This is a genomic window from Marinobacter sp. AL4B (assembly GCF_019916045.1).
Taxonomy (GTDB): Bacteria; Pseudomonadota; Gammaproteobacteria; order Pseudomonadales; family Oleiphilaceae; genus Marinobacter.
The window spans coordinates 133,398-149,645 of sequence record NZ_JAILWZ010000010.1; the positions used below are offsets into that span (position 1 = coordinate 133,398).

The following is a 16,248-nucleotide window of genomic DNA, read 5'->3' on the forward strand; positions in this document are numbered from 1 at the left end:
GAGTCCGGCAATCTCTAGGCTGATGGAGCACTCGTGAGAGCTTTAATTGCGTTTTTTTTACTTTCACCATGGACGGTGGGGCTGACCGGTTGCAGTGATTCTGGACGCTCGGGTGGCGAGGAGCTCGAACGTCTTTCCAGCCCCCTGTCAGGGGTTATCGCTATCGAAGCGAACAGCCGGATTGACCAGGACACCATGGATCAATTGCGTCGAGAGGGCGCATCTCCCGCTGCAGGTGAGCAAAAGTTACCGGCGAGTTTTGTTCTTGCGGGGTATGTCAGCCCGAATGCAGGTACTTACCCGGCTCCCGCTCGAGCTTGTCAAACCCAGGATTACGAGTTTGACCTGAGCGATACGTTTTTGGTGCCTCTAGCCGCTGGTGAAACGATGGTACTCAAGAGCTTTGGTACCTGTGGCGCAAATGTTGCCCTAGAATTACAGGTTGAGGGTTATCCACCAGTACGTACAACAGGCGGGGACGAAACCGCACAGTTTCGCTTAAATACCGAGCAAACTGGCGAGTACCAAGTGGTGGTGCGGAACGTGGGTAATGTGCCGTCCCGTTATGTACTGTTGAAAACCGCCGGAACTGCGCAACAAAATGCCACATACGTTTGGCCGGATCACAGATTTGTCGAAGGCGAGGCGATTGTCACCCTGGCTGAATCCGCTTCCGAACCTGGATCGGCCTCTCACATGAGTGCGCAACGTTCCGCCGCTGCGCGGATGCTCGGTGAGCGCACCTGGCTGCGCACAATGCCAAACAGCGCCCGTGCGATGGCGGGTGATCAGAGGCCGCAGGATACATTGGCATGGATTCGCTCACTCAGGGAGCAGCCTGACGTTGAGTCGGTCGTCCCTAATTATCAGATGCGGAGCCAGTCGCCGGTGGGAGAACCGCTGTACAGCAAGCAATGGCACTACGGGATGATCAATGGGCCGGTTGCCTGGCAGATTGAGCCAAGGGGCGGTGCTGGCGTCAACGTGGCGGTGTTGGATACTGGGTTGTTCCGGAAGCAGGGCGCGTCAAATTGGCACCCGGATTTGGACCGGAATGTGGTAACAGGCCGGGACTTTGTTGATAACGACAACGATCCGAGAGATCCGGGTAGCAGTGTGGGCGGGAACGTGTACCACGGAACACACGTAGCGGGCACGATCGCGTCTGTTATTGATAACAAGGGCAGTGGTGGCGTTGCCTTTGGGGCTAACTTGCTGCCAGTGCGGGTGCTGGGTGAAGGCGGTACCGGTTCCTCTGCTGACTTGATTGATGCCATCGCTTGGTTGGTGAACGGTGGCAGCGGGCAGCCGCCAAGGGCGCACATAGTCAATATGAGCTTGGGGGGACTGCCGGAGATACCTCAGTTGGAATCGGTCATTGCTGCGGGTGTCAATAAAGGCATGCTGTTTGTTGCTGCAGCGGGCAATGGAGCGGGTTCGGTAAAATCCTACCCGGCGGCCTCCCGGAACGTGCTTGCCGTGAGTGCGGTCGACGGCGCACGCAACTTGGCTTCCTATTCAAATTACGGCAGTTGGATTGATTTGGCGGCGCCGGGCGGTGACGCAGGGCGCGATGCCAATAACGACGGTGAAGCAGATTTGATCTGGAGCACCAGTGCAGCGCTTAAATCCGGTCAGTACGAGCCGGATTACAGAGGGCTTCAAGGTACTTCCATGGCGGCACCCCACGTTTCTGGTGTGCTGGCGATGATGAAAGCGGGAACGTCCGATCTCAGCTATGGCGATGTCAGGGCGTTGCTCGAAAGTGGCGAATTAACAGAATATTCGGGCAGGCACTCGGATCAGCTTGGGTACGGAGTACTTGATGCGGCCAAAGCCGTGTCGGCAGCCAGCCAAGGATTTACGGGCCCGGTATTGTCTGCGTCACCGGCCGTGGTGTCGTTGAGCAACGAAGGGGTTGAGGTTCAGGCGGTTGAGCTTAATGTATATGGCTCTGCATCAGTGACTGGCGCTTCTGTAGACTCATCCCCAGCTTGGTTACGCGTGACGGAAGACTTCTCGCGGGAGCCGTTTACCCTCGAGGTTATTTTATTGCCGGGCCAACTGGCACCCGATGTCGCCGCCAGAGGTGATATTGTGGTGAATTACAATATGAATAAACAGCTGCGCATACCGGTTATTGGCCAGTTGATTACCGATGAAAAAGCCCGGAATGCTGGCAAACACTTTGTGTTGCTGGTTGGTACCGAACCAAACGAGCAAGGTGTGTATTTGGCCGAGGCACAGGTGACAGCCACGGTGCAGGATGGCGAGTATTCATTTCAGTTCGAAGCCGACGATGGCGAAGAGCCCCGGGAGCTCAACGAGGTGGCTCCGGGCGACTATTATCTGGTTGCCGGTACGGATATCGATGGCGATGGATTTATCTGCCAGTCTGGGGAAGCATGCGCGGAATATCCCGTCTCGGGTTTGCGGGAGGTGGTTACCGTTCAATCGGGGCAATCCATCAGTGACCTGCGCATGACCACCGGGTTTAGCCGTCCGACCATTTCTGCAGCCAGCCCGGACGTCCTGCCCAGACCCGCGTTTAAAGGCTACCGGCTTATGAATACAAGCAGCCGCGCGGTTCCCATGAATTCAACTATAAAGGCATTGCAATGACCCCTTTTTCGATGAAAGCATTCACGGCCTCCGCACTTTTGTTGGTTTTAACCGGCTGCGCCGCCTCAGGTAACACCGCGCCTCAGCAAATCTCGCAGGTACGGCAGATTACTCAGTCAGCTCATTGTGGTTTGACCGGCCCCGGTGTCGCTTACGTGGATTCCGCGGAAGAATTAGACGCATTTTTGGGAGTGCGAGGCCAGAATATGTCGACGGGCGTGATCCGTCAGGTCGATTTAGAACAAGAGCAACTGATTTTCGTGACTTTGGGCCAAAAAACCACCGCTGGCTATAGCCTTGGGCTGAAAGAAGTCAGCCAAGATCATGGTACGCTCAAACTGCAGATGGATTTAAAGGCGCCCGCGCCAGACATGATGGTGGCGCAGGTAATCACCTCGCCGTGTGTTGTGCTGGCTGTCGCCGGTGGCAACTGGGAACGGGTTGAAGTGACGGGTGCCACCGAACAACCGCTGGTAGAACGGGTTAAGCGCTGAGTTCTGCTGCATGGTCTAAAAATCAATCGTTGATCTTTCAGCGCCAATCAATAAGCTATGGCGCAACGATCATTTTCGGAGTTCTGCCCTTTCTATGAGCCAGCAACAATACAACGCCGATGCCATTGAAGTTCTTAGCGGCCTTGATCCGGTGCGAAAGCGCCCGGGAATGTACACGGATACATCAAGGCCAAACCATCTGGCGCAAGAGGTGATCGACAACAGCGTCGATGAAGCCTTGGCTGGCCATGCTCGCAAAATTGAGGTGATCCTGCACAGCGATAATTCGTTGAGCGTGGAAGACGATGGCCGGGGTATGCCGGTCGACATCCATAAAGAAGAAGGTGTGCCTGGCGTTGAACTGATCCTTTCACGCTTACACGCAGGTGGTAAGTTCTCGGAAGGGAACTATAACTTCTCCGGCGGGTTGCACGGTGTGGGTGTTTCCGTGGTTAATGCCTTGTCGACTTTGCTGGAAGTCACCATTCGCCGGGACAGCCAAGTCCACAGAATGACCTTCGAAAACGGTGAGAAAGCCAGCGAACTTGAAGTCATCGACACGGTTGGCAAGCGCAACACGGGTACTCGGCTGCGGTTTTCACCGGATCCAAAATATTTCGACAGTCCCAACTTCTCGGTCAGCCGCTTGCGCCATAATCTGCGCGCAAAAGCGGTGCTGTGCCCGGGCCTGACTGTAATATTCGTACAGGAAAAAACCGGAGAGAAAGACGAATGGCTGTATGAAGACGGTCTGCGAGACTATCTGCGCACCGCATTGGCTGATATCGAAGCGGTGCCTCTGGACCCGTTTACTGGCAGCTTGTCCGGAAATCAGGAAGCAGTGGACTGGGCCATACAGTGGCTTCCCGAAGGCGGTGATGCTGTTCAGGAAAGCTACGTTAACCTGATCCCGACCGCCCAAGGCGGAACGCACGTGAACGGCCTGCGCACCGGTATGTTGGAGGCTATGCGGGAGTTTTGTGAATTCCGAAACCTCCTGCCCCGTGGTGTTAAGTTGTCGCCGGAAGATATCTGGGAGCGGGTTGCCTACGTATTGTCGTTCAAAATGCAGGAGCCCCAGTTCTCCGGTCAGACCAAAGAGCGTCTGTCTTCGCGCGAAGCAGCGGCTTTTGTCTCGGGTGTCGTTAAAGATGCATTCAGCCTGTGGTTGAACCAGCATACCGATGTGGCCGAAGTGCTGGCAGAGCTCTTTATTAGCAACGCACAGCGTCGTCTTCGGGCCAGTAAAAAAGTGGCTCGTAAAAAGGTGACCTCTGGTCCCGCGCTGCCGGGAAAGCTGGCGGATTGTTCGGGCACCGATACCAATCGTTCTGAACTGTTTCTGGTGGAGGGTGACTCGGCTGGCGGCTCCGCCAAGCAAGCCCGTGATCGAGAATTTCAGGCGGTGATGCCGCTGCGAGGCAAGATATTGAACACTTGGGAAGTAGATTCCGGTGAAATTCTGGCTTCTCAGGAAGTACATGATATTGCGGTTGCTATCGGCGTGGACCCCGGCTCTGATGATTTAGCCGGCTTGCGGTACAACAAGGTATGCATACTCGCCGACGCAGACTCCGATGGGCTGCATATTGCTACTTTGTTATGTGCGTTATTTGTGAAGCACTTCAGGCCGCTGGTCAGTGCCGGGCATGTGTTCGTTGCTATGCCTCCGCTGTACCGGGTAGATCTGGGAAAGGAAACGTTTTACGCGCTGGACGAGCACGAAAAGCAGGGCATTATTGATCGGCTGGCTGCAGAAAATCGGCGGGGCAAGCTTCAGGTTACCCGTTTTAAAGGGTTGGGTGAAATGAACCCGCTGCAGCTGCGCGAAACCACCATGGCCCCGGATACGCGGCGTCTGGTAATGTTGACGTTGGAAGAAGGCGACGATACCGACGAAGCGATGGATATGTTGTTGGGTAAGAAACGGGCCTCGGATCGCAAGGCTTGGCTGGAAGCCTACGGTAACATGGCGGACGTTGCGGGCTGATATTTCTTTTGGAACTATTAAAAGTTCGCCTTATTCTTTTTAAGTTTCCCTCGAGCTCGTTATCCTGTCTGTTTTCCGGGTGGAACAGACAGGCTTATGGAGTGGGACGGCTGGTTTTCTCTATTTTTGGCAGGTGCTGCACTGGCGTTGATGGTGTCGGGCCGGTTTGCACCACACCTCGTGATGCTGGCGGTGCTGGTGTTACTCAGCGCTACGGGCATTGTTAGCCATGAACAAGCGCTGATCGGGTTTAGTAACCCCGGCCTCATCACCGTTGTTGCCTTGTTTGTTGTTGCCTCGGGAGTCCATCACTCCGGAGGCGTCGATCTTTTAGTGCGCTATATCCTCGGCAAACCCAAAACGGTGCGGGCGGCTCAGGCTCGTATCGCCTTGCCGGTTACTCTGCTCAGTGGCTTTCTGAATAACACGCCTGTGGTCGCGACCATGATCCCAGCGGTCCATGGCTGGTCGCGCAAGATTGGTGTTGCCCCTTCCAAGCTAATGATTCCCCTAAGTTATGCCGCAATTTTCGGTGGCACGCTGACCATGATTGGTACCAGTACCAACCTTGTGGTGAATGGTCAGTACCAACAGTTAACCGGCAATGATGGTTTTTCCATTTTCGCAATTACCCAAGTCGGGTTGCCGGTGGCGGCTATTGGTGTTTTTGCGATGCTGGTGTTCCTGCCGCGATTCCTGCCTGAGAAGAAAGACTATCAAAAATTCGGTTCGGTCAAAGAATTCACCCTTGAGGTAGCGGTTGCGGTCAACGGGCCTTTGGTTGGTAAATCGGTGGGAGAGGCTGGTCTAAGGGAGCTTGAGAGGCTCTATCTGGTCGAAATTGAACGTGACGGAAGCGTCGTCACGGCCGTGCCTTCAGAAGAACGGTTGCGGGGTGGCGACCGGCTGGTGTTTGCCGGTGACACCCAAGCGATATCCGATTTGCTCCGAATCAATGGCATTGTGCCATCAGTTCATGATGATGAGCCGGCGCTCAGTAAAGATCGAGCTGAACGACGATTGGTTGAAGCGGTGCTCTCTCCGCAGTGTGATGTGCTCGGGCAGACTATTCGCGATGCCCGTGTGCGAGACCGATACGGTGCCGTGGTGTTAGCGGTGGCCCGGGGTGGTGAAAGGGTGCCTGGTAATCTTGGAAATATCCGGCTGCGCCCTGGCGATGTGTTGTTGCTTGAAGCCCGCCCCGCATTTGTAAGTCGTCAGCGCTACAACAAAGATTTTCTGTTGATTAACGATTTGGAAACCGAAGCCCCGCGTCACGATCGGGCCTGGTTGTCCTGGGGGATTCTACTGGTGTTGGTTGGCCTCGCAGCCTGCGGGGTTATGACTATGCTAAATGCCGCTCTGGTGGGGGCGTTTTTGATGATCGTCGCGGGCTGTTGCACGGTTGGGCAGGCGCAGAAGGCGGTCGACGTACCTGTAGTGTTAACCATTGCATCCTCCTTTGCGCTGGGCGGAGCACTAGAGCAAACCGGCGCAGCACGGTATCTGGCCGATTCGGTGTTTGGGCTGAGCCAGGGTAATGCGTTGGTGGCTCTTATTCTGGTGTATTTGGTGGTGTCTGTCCTTACAGAAGTGATCACCAATAATGCTGCTGCGGTGCTGATCGTGCCAGTTGTGCTGTCGCTGACGCAGGCCATGGGGGTGGCAGAAGAGCCTTTTATCATCGCCGTGATGATGGCGGCTTCGGCGAGCTTTGCGACGCCGTTAGGCTATCAGACGAATATGATGGTGTTCGGGCCTGGAGGCTATCGTTTTACCGACTTTCTGAAGGTAGGGTTACCCATGAATATTTTCGTGGGGATTGTCGCGGTGAGCGCCATCGCACTGATTTATAACATCTGATCCGAGTTGGTCAGAATGTCACAGCAGAGTACTTTCAGGCTGCCTTGAGATTCATAGGCAAGCGACAGGGTAACGCACATATTGGCACCAGTGACGCATAGATAAGGCGCGGTCACTTGCAGGTTTCCGGGTTGTTCAATAGCTTGGCTCAGGTATTGCTGTCTGCACCAGTCTGCACTGGCCGTATCTTCGAGCGGTTTAAAGCGTGGGTCTTGATCGCGCGGGTTGCCATTCGGCAGAAGCGTGTCGGTTATTTGAACCCCATCCGCATCAATGAGATAGCATCGAGAGACCACGGAATGAGTGATCAGTTCACTGCATGCCTCACTTAAGCTAAAGCCTTTCTGGAGCCGGTCAGTTGCGAGCTGGAATGGTGCCGTGAAATAGTTGACGAGCTGGCGTGTCGGATCTTGTTTGACCTGTTTTCTTTGTTTGTATTCCGTCAGTAAGTCGTCCAGGTCTGTCGGTGCGTGCGCCATGGCTTCCAAGTCGGTGCTGGGGCGCTGAAAGTAAAAGCCTTGAACGAAATCGACCCCGGCATCAATGGCAATCATGACTTGATCGCGGGTCTCCACACCTTCCAACAGCACCAAACAGCCAGATTGGCGTAGCAGCGATACAATACCGTTTAGGATTTGTCGGGCGCGGTGGTCGTCAGCCGCCCGCATCAATAACGACCGGTCGAGCTTCACAATATCCGGAGACAGGTTCCAAATGCGTTCGAAATTGGAGTGCCCTGCGCCAAAATCGTCGATCGCCGTGAGGCAACCGAGTTTTCGGTAATAGGCGACGGTTTCTTTGAGCTTATCGGCGTCGTCGGTAGGCTGTTCAACGATCTCCATAACGATTCGATGCGCGGGTAGCCCTGTCCTCTCAAGAATCTGCCCGAAAAACGAATCAGACTGGTTGCCATGGGTAACGACTCGCGGCGATACGTTCAGAAACAGCCAGTTTAGCTGGTCTTTGATACTGCTGTAGTTACGGACGTGCAGATAGCGGCAGAGTCGATCAAGCAGCAGGTTTTCTGCGTCGGAAGAGGGCAGGTCAAATAAGTGTGGCGGTAGAACCGCGGCATTGTCGTTATCGAAGGCGCGAATCAGAGCCTCATAGCCAACCGTGCGCTTGTGAGCGATGCTGTAGATCGGCTGAAGAGCCGTATGGAGAGTCAGTCCACGAAATGTAGCGGTCCACGTATCGTCTTGCTGGCTAAGCATAGGCGACAGTATATCTGCTTCAGGATCCGCTAGCATTTCGTTGAGGCTGTAGGACATAGGTGTGTCTGGGCCGTGTAAAAGATATAAACAGCTATTGAGCACATAGCGGGAAATAGCTGAACTAATCGCCAGAGTGCCTATATCCTTGGCACGATTCATTTTATTTCAATATCTTACTTCGTTGAAGAGTGCCAAAAAACTAAACCGATTACCACCAGTTAATGCGTATAACTGGAAACAGGTTGTATTCAGGAGGAGAGCGGGGAGGGTAAAACGACGAATCCCGGCATAGGGCCGGGATTCAAGTGTTATTAGTTATTGCTGGGTACGACCACGGTTTCGTCGAAATCGAGTTCCATATCGCTTTCCTCTGTCATTCATTAACACCCCGAAACGGAGCAGTTCATAAGTTTGGTTAAAGTCTATCTCAGCGATAAATTTCGACAATCCGTAAAATCCCTATAAGACCAAAGTGGCCGAGGCGATACCCTTAGAGTGGTATAAGTTGTTCAAAGAAACTGATCAATGACGACAAAATATTTCGGTTTGATTGGTTTTCTATGAGCTTTAGACTGGTTGAGCCTATATCGGGTGAATACTGTTGGCCCCGCACGATAAATGATAAAGCTGGAGTAGACATGGCAGTTCGAAATTCTGATGACCGGTACGGTTGGCTTTCCATTTTGATGCATTGGTTGGTTGCGGCCGCGGTGATCGGGCTGTTTGGGCTGGGTTTCTGGATGGTTGATTTATCTTATTACGACGAGTGGTACCGTCGGGGCCCTGATATTCATCGTTCGGTGGGAATATTGTTATTTAGTGCCATGCTGTTCCGTGTGTTGTGGCGTATCGCGACACCGTTTCCCAAACCTTTGCCTGAGCACAAGCGTTGGGAGGTGGTATCGGCTCACATTGCCCACGCCTTGCTCTATGTATTAATTTTTGTGGCGATGACCAGCGGTTACTTGATCTCCACCGCCGACGGCTCTGCCATTGATGTGTTTGGATGGTTCCAGGTCCCCTCAGTGACGGGTCGCATTAAAGGAATGGAGGATACCGCGGGACTTGTGCACTACTGGAGCACCTGGGCCCTGGTTGCCTTGGCGTCTATTCATGCTCTGGGAGCGTTAAAGCACCACTTCATCGACAAGGACGCGACCTTGCGCCGAATGCTCGGAAAATCGTGAGTTGTCGAATTCAAGCAATGTGTAATACCAAAGTTAATTAAGGAGAACTTTATGAAAAAACTGATACTTGCTTCAGCCGTTTCCATGGCCGTAATGGCGTCAGCTCATGCTGACGAGCACAGCGGTACCTACGACTTTGATAATCAACAAACGCATCAGTTTATTACCTTCAAGATCTCTCATTTGGGTTACAGCTGGTTGTATGGCCGTTTTAACGACTTTGATGGTCAGTTTGTATACGACGCTGAAAACCCGGAGAACAGTTCCGTGTCAGTGACCATCGACACTGCGAGTATTGACAGTAACCATGCAGAGCGGGACAAACACTTGCGCAGTGATGACTTCCTGGCCGTCAGCGAGTTCGGCGAAGCAACGTTCAAGAGCAAGCGTGTTGTGATGGAAGACGATGGTGAAGCCGATATCATCGGTGACCTGACGCTCCGTGGTGTTACCCGTGAAGTGACTCTCGAGGCTGAAATGCTGGGCTACGGTTCGGATCCTTGGGGTGGCTACCGCATGGGTTTTGAAGCCGAAACAGAGATCAAACTGAAGGATTTTGGTATCCCGATGGATCTCGGTAAAGCGTCAGAAACCGTTGAAATCGAAATTTCCGTAGAAGGTATTCGTCAGTAGGTTCTGCAATGTTTAGCCCGAGACTCCGAAATGGCGGAGCCTCGGGCTATTTCCCCTTCGGCGATTCCATCGCCAATGTTCCTTTTAGATAGGGTGTTAGTGGTTCTCTGGTTGTTCGTTTGCCCTGCAAAGGTGGCGCTGACGAAGAAACTGGGCCACAAAAATAACGACCCAGATGACCAGCCCAGCCCAGAGGTAGGGGGCTGGAAGTTGAAATGTGCCACTGATGGCAAACTCCACTAGCAGCATCAGAATAACTGCAAGAGTGGCATTGACCAGAGCCGTTATCATCGCATGCCCGCAGGCTTTAAGATTGGGAATCATAGGTTTCCGCTTGCTCAGAGATAAGACGGCAATCTAACTAGAGAAGCGAGAATACGGTGCACCTTACAGACTCTCCATGCGGGAATTCCGCTATTGGAAATTGGTGTATCGTGGCTGGCGTCCATATAATGTGAGCCACATTTCCCGGTGTCTCTTTCGGGTAACGAATCGACATTCTAAATCAGGCAGTTAAGGCAAAGGGGCGTCCATGCCAGAGTTTCAGACGACCGATGAAGGTTTCGAGCGGGTAGCGCTACGCGATTATACCGAGAAGGCCTACCTCGACTATTCCATGTACGTAATCCTCGACAGGGCCTTGCCCAATGTGGGCGATGGGCTCAAGCCGGTGCAACGGCGAATTGTGTACGCGATGTCCGAGTTGGGCCTGAAGTCCACCTCTAAGTACAAGAAGTCGGCTCGAACCGTGGGTGACGTTCTGGGTAAGTTCCACCCGCACGGCGACAGCGCGTGTTATGAAGCCATGGTGCTGATGGCTCAGCCGTTTTCATACCGCTATCCGCTGGTGGACGGGCAAGGTAACTGGGGATCGCCGGATGATCCCAAATCGTTTGCTGCCATGCGTTATACCGAATCCCGGCTTGCTCGTTTTTCCGACGTGCTATTGAGTGAACTGGGTCAGGGCACTGTAGATTGGGTGCCGAATTTTGACGGCACCATGGACGAGCCTTCTGTTTTGCCGGCTCGTTTGCCGCACGTGTTGCTAAACGGTACGACTGGTATTGCGGTGGGTATGGCCACCGACATTCCTCCCCACAACGTGCGGGAAATCACAGCCGCTTGTATTCGTTTGTTGGATGAGCCGGAAGCCACCGTTGATCAGTTGTGCGAGCATGTAAAGGGGCCGGACTTCCCAACCCGAGCCGAAATCATTACCCCTCGCAACGATCTTCGTAAGATGTATGAAACGGGGCGAGGCTCTCTGAGGATGAGAGCGCGCTGGATCAAAGAAAACGGCGAAATCGTGGTTACCGATTTACCGCATCAGGTCTCGGGCAATCGGGTACTCGAACAAATCGCTCATCAGATGCAGACCAAGAAACTGCCGATGGTGGCGGATTTGCGGGACGAATCGGACCACGAGAATCCGACTCGGCTGGTGGTTGTGCCGCGCTCGAATCGCGTAGATTTAGACGGTCTGATGGCGCATTTGTTTGCCAGTACCGACCTTGAGAAAACCTACCGGGTGAACATCAACGTGATTGGCAACGATGGCCGCCCCGGAGTTAAGGGTTTGCGCCAGATGTTGACCGAATGGCTCGCATTTCGGAAAACCACGGTAACGCGCCGTTTGCAGCACCGTCTGGACAAAGTGTTGGCCCGCCTGCACTTGCTGGAAGGTTTGTTGATTGCCTATCTCAATATTGACGAGGTGATCGAGATTATCCGCACGGAAGATAAGCCGAAAGCGGAGCTGATGGCCCGGTTTGGCTTGTCACCGGAACAGGCGGAAGCGATTCTTGAGTTGAAATTGCGCCACCTCGCCAAACTGGAAGAAATGAAAATCCGCGGTGAGCAGGATGAACTGGCTTTGGAGCGTGATGAACTTCAGGCCATTTTGGGCTCTGAAGAGCGTATGCGGGAGTTGATCAAGACCGAGCTTCAGCAAGATGCAGAAACCTACGGCGACGACCGCCGCTCGCCTATCGTCGAGCGTGAAGAAGCTAAAGCCTTCAGTGAAACCGATCTGGTGTCGAACGATCCGGTGACGGTTGTATTGTCGGACAAAGGCTGGGTGCGAGCAGCGAAAGGGCACGATATTGATCCGTCTGGCCTGAGCTACAAATCGGGCGATCGTTTTTCTCTGGCTGCCAAAGGCCGGAACAACCAGCAAGCGATCTTCCTCGATTCTACCGGCCGGGCATACGCGTTGATGGCCCATACCCTGCCCTCAGCTCGAGGGCAGGGTGACCCCCTGACCGGTCGGATTAACCCGCCGTCGGGTGCTACTTTCTCGGGCTTGCTCATGGGGAACCCAGAGCGTAAAACGTTGTTAGTGACCGATGCCGGCTACGGCTTTGTGACGTCGCTGGGTGACATGACCAGTAAAAACAGAGCTGGTAAAGCCGTGGTGACGGTGCCAAAGGGCGCGAAGATTATGACGCCTGTGACGGTACCGGAGACAGCTTCAACCTTGTATCTTGCCGCTATTTCCAACGAAGGCCGCATGTTGGTATTCCCGCTCAATGAGCTGCCAGAATTGGCGAAAGGCAAAGGCAATAAAATTATCAGCATTCCCTCCTCGCGGGTACAGAACCGGGAAGAGTTTGTGGTGGCAGTCGCGGTGTTTGGCGAAGAAGACCAACTGGAGATTCAAGCCGGGAAGCGCAAGCTCGGGTTGAAGTTCAGTGATCTTGAGCACTATCTCGGAGAACGTGGCCGCCGTGGCCATAAATTGCCCCGCGGGTTGCAGCGCGTGGACGGTATTGATGTCATTCCCTCTGCCGCCAGAGCAGAGGAAGAGGAGAACGTAGACAGTGAGTGAGCTGGTGCTGGTAAACGTATCCGGGCGCGATAAGCCCGGACTAACCTCGGAAATAACGGGGATTATGGGGCGATACGATGTGCGCATTCTCGATATCGGTCAGGCCGTTATTCACGATTATCTAACCTGGGGTATCTTGATCGAGATTCCGGACGAGTCTCAATCTTCGCCGGTTATCCGCGATATTTTGTTTCGTTTGCATGCGCTGGATTTGCAGGTCCGGTTTGCACCGATCTCTGTCGAGGAATACCAGTCTTGGGCTGAGGGGCGTAACCGAGCCTGTTACATCGTTACCTTGCTGTCGCGGGATATCAAAGCGGAACAGATTGCTCGCGTGTCTGAAATTACAGCCCGTCACGGCTTGAACATCGACAACATTACCCGGTTGTCAGCCCGGCCATCGCTGAAGTCATCCGAAAATCGAATCGCTTGCGTCGAGTTTTCCGTTCGCGGAACGCCGCTGGATCTGGAGCAGCTGCGCTCGGATTTCTTGCACATTGCGGGCGAGATGAACGTCGACATCGCCTTCCAGGCCGATTCGATTTTCCGGCGTAATCGTCGATTGGTGGTGTTCGATATGGACTCAACGCTGATCGAAGCGGAAGTGATTGATGAACTGGCTCTGGAAGCCGGGGTCGGGGAACGTGTTGCAGAGATTACCGAGCGAGCCATGCAGGGCGAGCTGGATTTCAGCCAGAGTTTTGCTGAGCGCTTGTCGCTGCTGAAAGGTTTGGACGAGTCGGTGCTTGAGAGTATCGCTAACCGCCTTCGAATGACCGAGGGGGCAGAGCACCTGATTCGCAGTTTAAAGGCGCTGGGCTACCGCACGGCCATTCTGTCGGGCGGTTTCACTTACTTTGCCCGTCATCTGCAGAGTAAACTGGGCATTGATTACGTTTACGCCAATGAACTCGAAATCGTAGACGGCAAAGTGACCGGCGAGGTGAAAGGGCAAATTGTCGATGGTCAGCGCAAAGCAGAGCTGTTGCTGGAAATTGCTGAAAAGGAACATATTGCTCGAGAGCAAGTGATTGCCGTGGGTGATGGCGCGAACGACCTTCCGATGTTGAGTCAGGCGGGGTTGGGTGTAGCGTTCCGGGCGAAGCCCTTGGTGAAAGAGTCAGCCAAACACTCGATTTCCACGCTTGGGTTGGATGCTATCCTGTATCTGATCGGGTTCCGTGAGAGCGAAACGAATCAAACATTGTAGTTTGCCTTCAGGCAATTCTGAAAAAGGGGTGGAGACTGGGTTCTCCACCCCTTTTTTGTGTCTGGCTGTAAGTAACCAGGAACCGTCAGTGATCGCCAAAGTCGTAGTTCATTTCAGGCCCCGGAACTTGCAGGTAATAGCCTTGAATGTAGTTAACGCCTGCTTGCCAGAGGGTCGCAAGAACGCTGGCGCTCTCCACTTGCGGCACGATGGTCAGCTTGCCGGACTTCTGCAGCGAGTTGGCCATTTCTTTCACTTGATCTTTTATATTGTCATCTTTCTGGATGGTTTCGGTGAAAGAACCGTCAAATTTCACGTAATCCGTATCGATGTGTTTCAGTGCATTAAACGGATCGATGGCACCGCCAAAGTGCTTAATCGAGAGTTTGCAGTTGAGTTCGTGCACTGCTTTAGTGAAGTCTTTCGCTTGCTTCGTGAAGTTATTGGCGTCGTTTTCGCTAATTTGGAATATCATGGCGTCGCCAGGTAGGCGAGCTGCCTTCAGGGCAACACTTAGCCAAGGTGTGAAGGTGACATCCTGCAGAGTTTCAGCGCTGAGGTTCACGAACAGCTTGGTATCATGGCCGCGGGAGCGATGGCTGGAGAGCTGTTTAATGGCTTGCAGAATCACCCAACGGTCGATTTTGATGGCGGTTTCTGGAGGGCAAATAGCCGGTAACAGGTCGTAGGGGGTAACTTCTTCGTTGTCGCTGTTGGTCATGCGGGCCAGCGTTTCATAATGCTCTTCGCCTTCACCACGCAAGTTGATGATCGGCTGGAACAGCAAGTACAGCCGGTCTTCGTCCATGGCCTTGCTGATCATTTCGAGGGCGTTCGATTCATCGGGTGCCTCAAAATCAACCGGGTTGTATACAACAACGCCATTCCCGTTTTTATGCCCTGGCTGCTTTTTGACCTCGGCAGAAGCCAAATGAACCCGGCTGAGGAGTTCTTCTGCTTTAGGGGAGTTCTCGGTAATGGCGGAAACGCCAATGGATACGGTCAGGGATACAGTACGACCGTTGATTTCGAACAGGTGATCATCCACCGCCTCGCGAATCGTTTCGCACAGTTCTGCCAGTCCTTTGTCATTGCCCGGAAGGCACATTATACAGAAGGCATCATCGCTTAGACGCGCGAGTGTCATGTCTTCAGGCGTTTTCTCTTTCAGCAGTGATGCCAGGTCACCAAGCAACAGATCGGCACCGGCAATGCCTACATCGCTCTTCATGCTTAGAAAATTATCGACACCAATATAGGCGAGGGCGCCGGTTTCATTGGTCTTGGCAGAGGTGGCCAGAGTCTCGGACAGCCGTTCCATCAAATGTTGCCGGTTATACAAGCCAGTCAGCAAATCTTGACTGCTAATTTGTTTGAGCTTTTCTTCAAGTTCGGCGTCACTGTGCTCCGGTTGCAAGACCACTTGTGTGCAGGCTTCGCCGTCATAAGTCGCGGCAGACACTGACATCGTAACGTTGAGTTCGTTGTCGTCGCTTCGACGAGCCGTGCAGTTGAAGGTCATGCCGTTTGCCCCGGCTTCCTCAAACGCTTTCATGAACTCTTTATACTGCTCTTGGTATTCAGGCGTTAACGTGTCCAAAACCGGGACGCAGATCAGGTCATCAATATCCTCGTACCCGAGGAACTCCATATACGACTGATTGGCGTATATGTGCATGCCATCGTCTATGTAGGCAATGGCATCTTTGGAACTCTCGAGCAGAAGCTGACAGCGCTGTTCAGCTTCGCGAAGATGAGATTCCAGAACCCGGCGTTTGCGACGTTCGTTTAGAGCAGCGAGTTCGCGCTTGAGAGCCAGTACCAACATTTCTGTGTACTCAAAGGGCACCGCGTCTTGAGCGCCGAGACGCATGATCGAGAGATCTCGTTCCCGGTTTGGCTCATTGGTTAACAGAATGAACGGGATATCTTTGTCCATCCGTTTGACCATAGCGAGTGCAGCATCCGGCCCGAATTCGAGTTCCTCTAGGTCCCTGGCCAGCAACAAATCCCAATGTGAAGCTTTTAGCGCTTCTTCGAGATCTTCTTCCGAAGTAATGCGATGGGCTCGGGTTGCTTTGCCGGCGTTGCGGAGCAAACTGACCAACGACTCCGCATCATTTTGAGATGGGTCTAGGATCAGCAGCTGTACCGTGGAATTTTTTTTCTGCATTCGTACGATGTCTCATCATGCCGTTTGATGGTGCC

11 protein-coding genes are annotated in these 16,248 nt (G+C 53.4%); 8 read left to right on the top strand and 3 right to left on the bottom strand.

Going from position 1 to position 16,248, the window contains the following annotated elements; translation table 11 throughout:
- The first annotated feature begins 33 nt into the window (after positions 1-33).
- The 4 genes from K5L82_RS02670 (at position 34) to K5L82_RS02685 (ending at position 6,969) form a co-directional block, all read left to right on the top strand.
- Positions 34-2,622, top strand: a complete 2,589-nt coding sequence (locus K5L82_RS02670) for a S8 family serine peptidase (RefSeq protein ID WP_316933356.1) — start codon at positions 34-36, stop codon at positions 2,620-2,622.
- Positions 2,619-3,116 (top strand): protease complex subunit PrcB family protein, encoded by a 498-nt coding sequence (locus K5L82_RS02675; protein WP_223133071.1) that lies wholly within the window; start codon positions 2,619-2,621, stop codon positions 3,114-3,116. The genes K5L82_RS02670 and K5L82_RS02675 overlap by 4 nt, the downstream gene beginning before the upstream one ends.
- A 94-nt stretch (positions 3,117-3,210) precedes the next feature.
- The gene (gene parE, locus K5L82_RS02680; protein ID WP_133004843.1) at positions 3,211-5,106 is read left to right on the top strand and encodes a DNA topoisomerase IV subunit B; all 1,896 of its coding nucleotides are present in this window, start codon (positions 3,211-3,213) and stop codon (positions 5,104-5,106) included.
- Positions 5,107-5,202: 96 nt separating this feature from the next.
- A complete protein-coding gene (locus K5L82_RS02685) occupies positions 5,203-6,969 on the top strand; it encodes an SLC13 family permease (protein ID WP_223133072.1) in 1,767 nt (588 codons plus the stop codon).
- Here K5L82_RS02685 and K5L82_RS02690 read toward each other — a convergent pair.
- Positions 6,957-8,240 carry an EAL domain-containing protein gene (locus K5L82_RS02690; protein WP_223133073.1) on the bottom strand — a complete coding sequence of 428 codons (1,284 nt, stop codon included), beginning with the start codon at positions 8,238-8,240 and terminating at the stop codon, positions 6,957-6,959. The two genes, K5L82_RS02685 and K5L82_RS02690, sit on opposite strands and share 13 nt — an antisense overlap.
- A 581-nt stretch (positions 8,241-8,821) precedes the next feature.
- On the opposite strand from K5L82_RS02690, the gene K5L82_RS02695 reads away from it, so the two are divergent.
- Both K5L82_RS02695 and K5L82_RS02700 read left to right on the top strand, forming a co-directional pair.
- Positions 8,822-9,370, top strand: a complete 549-nt coding sequence (locus K5L82_RS02695; RefSeq protein ID WP_223133074.1) for a cytochrome b — start codon at positions 8,822-8,824, stop codon at positions 9,368-9,370.
- Between the two features lie 51 nt (positions 9,371-9,421).
- Positions 9,422-10,003: a YceI family protein gene (locus tag K5L82_RS02700; RefSeq protein WP_223133075.1), complete on the top strand. Its 582-nt coding sequence runs from the start codon at positions 9,422-9,424 to the stop codon at positions 10,001-10,003.
- 96 nt (positions 10,004-10,099) lie between these two features.
- Here K5L82_RS02700 and K5L82_RS02705 read toward each other — a convergent pair whose 3' ends face one another.
- Positions 10,100-10,327 carry a hypothetical protein gene (locus tag K5L82_RS02705; RefSeq protein WP_114334180.1) on the bottom strand — a complete coding sequence of 76 codons (228 nt, stop codon included), beginning with the start codon at positions 10,325-10,327 and terminating at the stop codon, positions 10,100-10,102.
- 208 nt (positions 10,328-10,535) lie between these two features.
- Between K5L82_RS02705 and parC the strand changes: the two genes are divergently transcribed.
- Positions 10,536-12,830, top strand: coding sequence for a DNA topoisomerase IV subunit A (gene parC, locus K5L82_RS02710; RefSeq protein ID WP_223133076.1), 2,295 nt, complete (start codon positions 10,536-10,538; stop codon positions 12,828-12,830).
- Positions 12,823-14,040: a phosphoserine phosphatase SerB gene (gene serB / locus K5L82_RS02715; protein WP_223133077.1), complete on the top strand. Its 1,218-nt coding sequence runs from the start codon at positions 12,823-12,825 to the stop codon at positions 14,038-14,040. Before parC ends, serB begins: the two co-directional genes overlap by 8 nt.
- A gap of 85 nt (positions 14,041-14,125) precedes the next feature.
- Here serB and K5L82_RS02720 read toward each other — a convergent pair whose 3' ends face one another.
- Complete coding sequence (locus tag K5L82_RS02720) at positions 14,126-16,213, bottom strand: EAL domain-containing protein (RefSeq protein WP_223133078.1); 2,088 nt, start codon at positions 16,211-16,213, stop codon at positions 14,126-14,128.
- Positions 16,214-16,248: the final 35 nt, after the last annotated feature.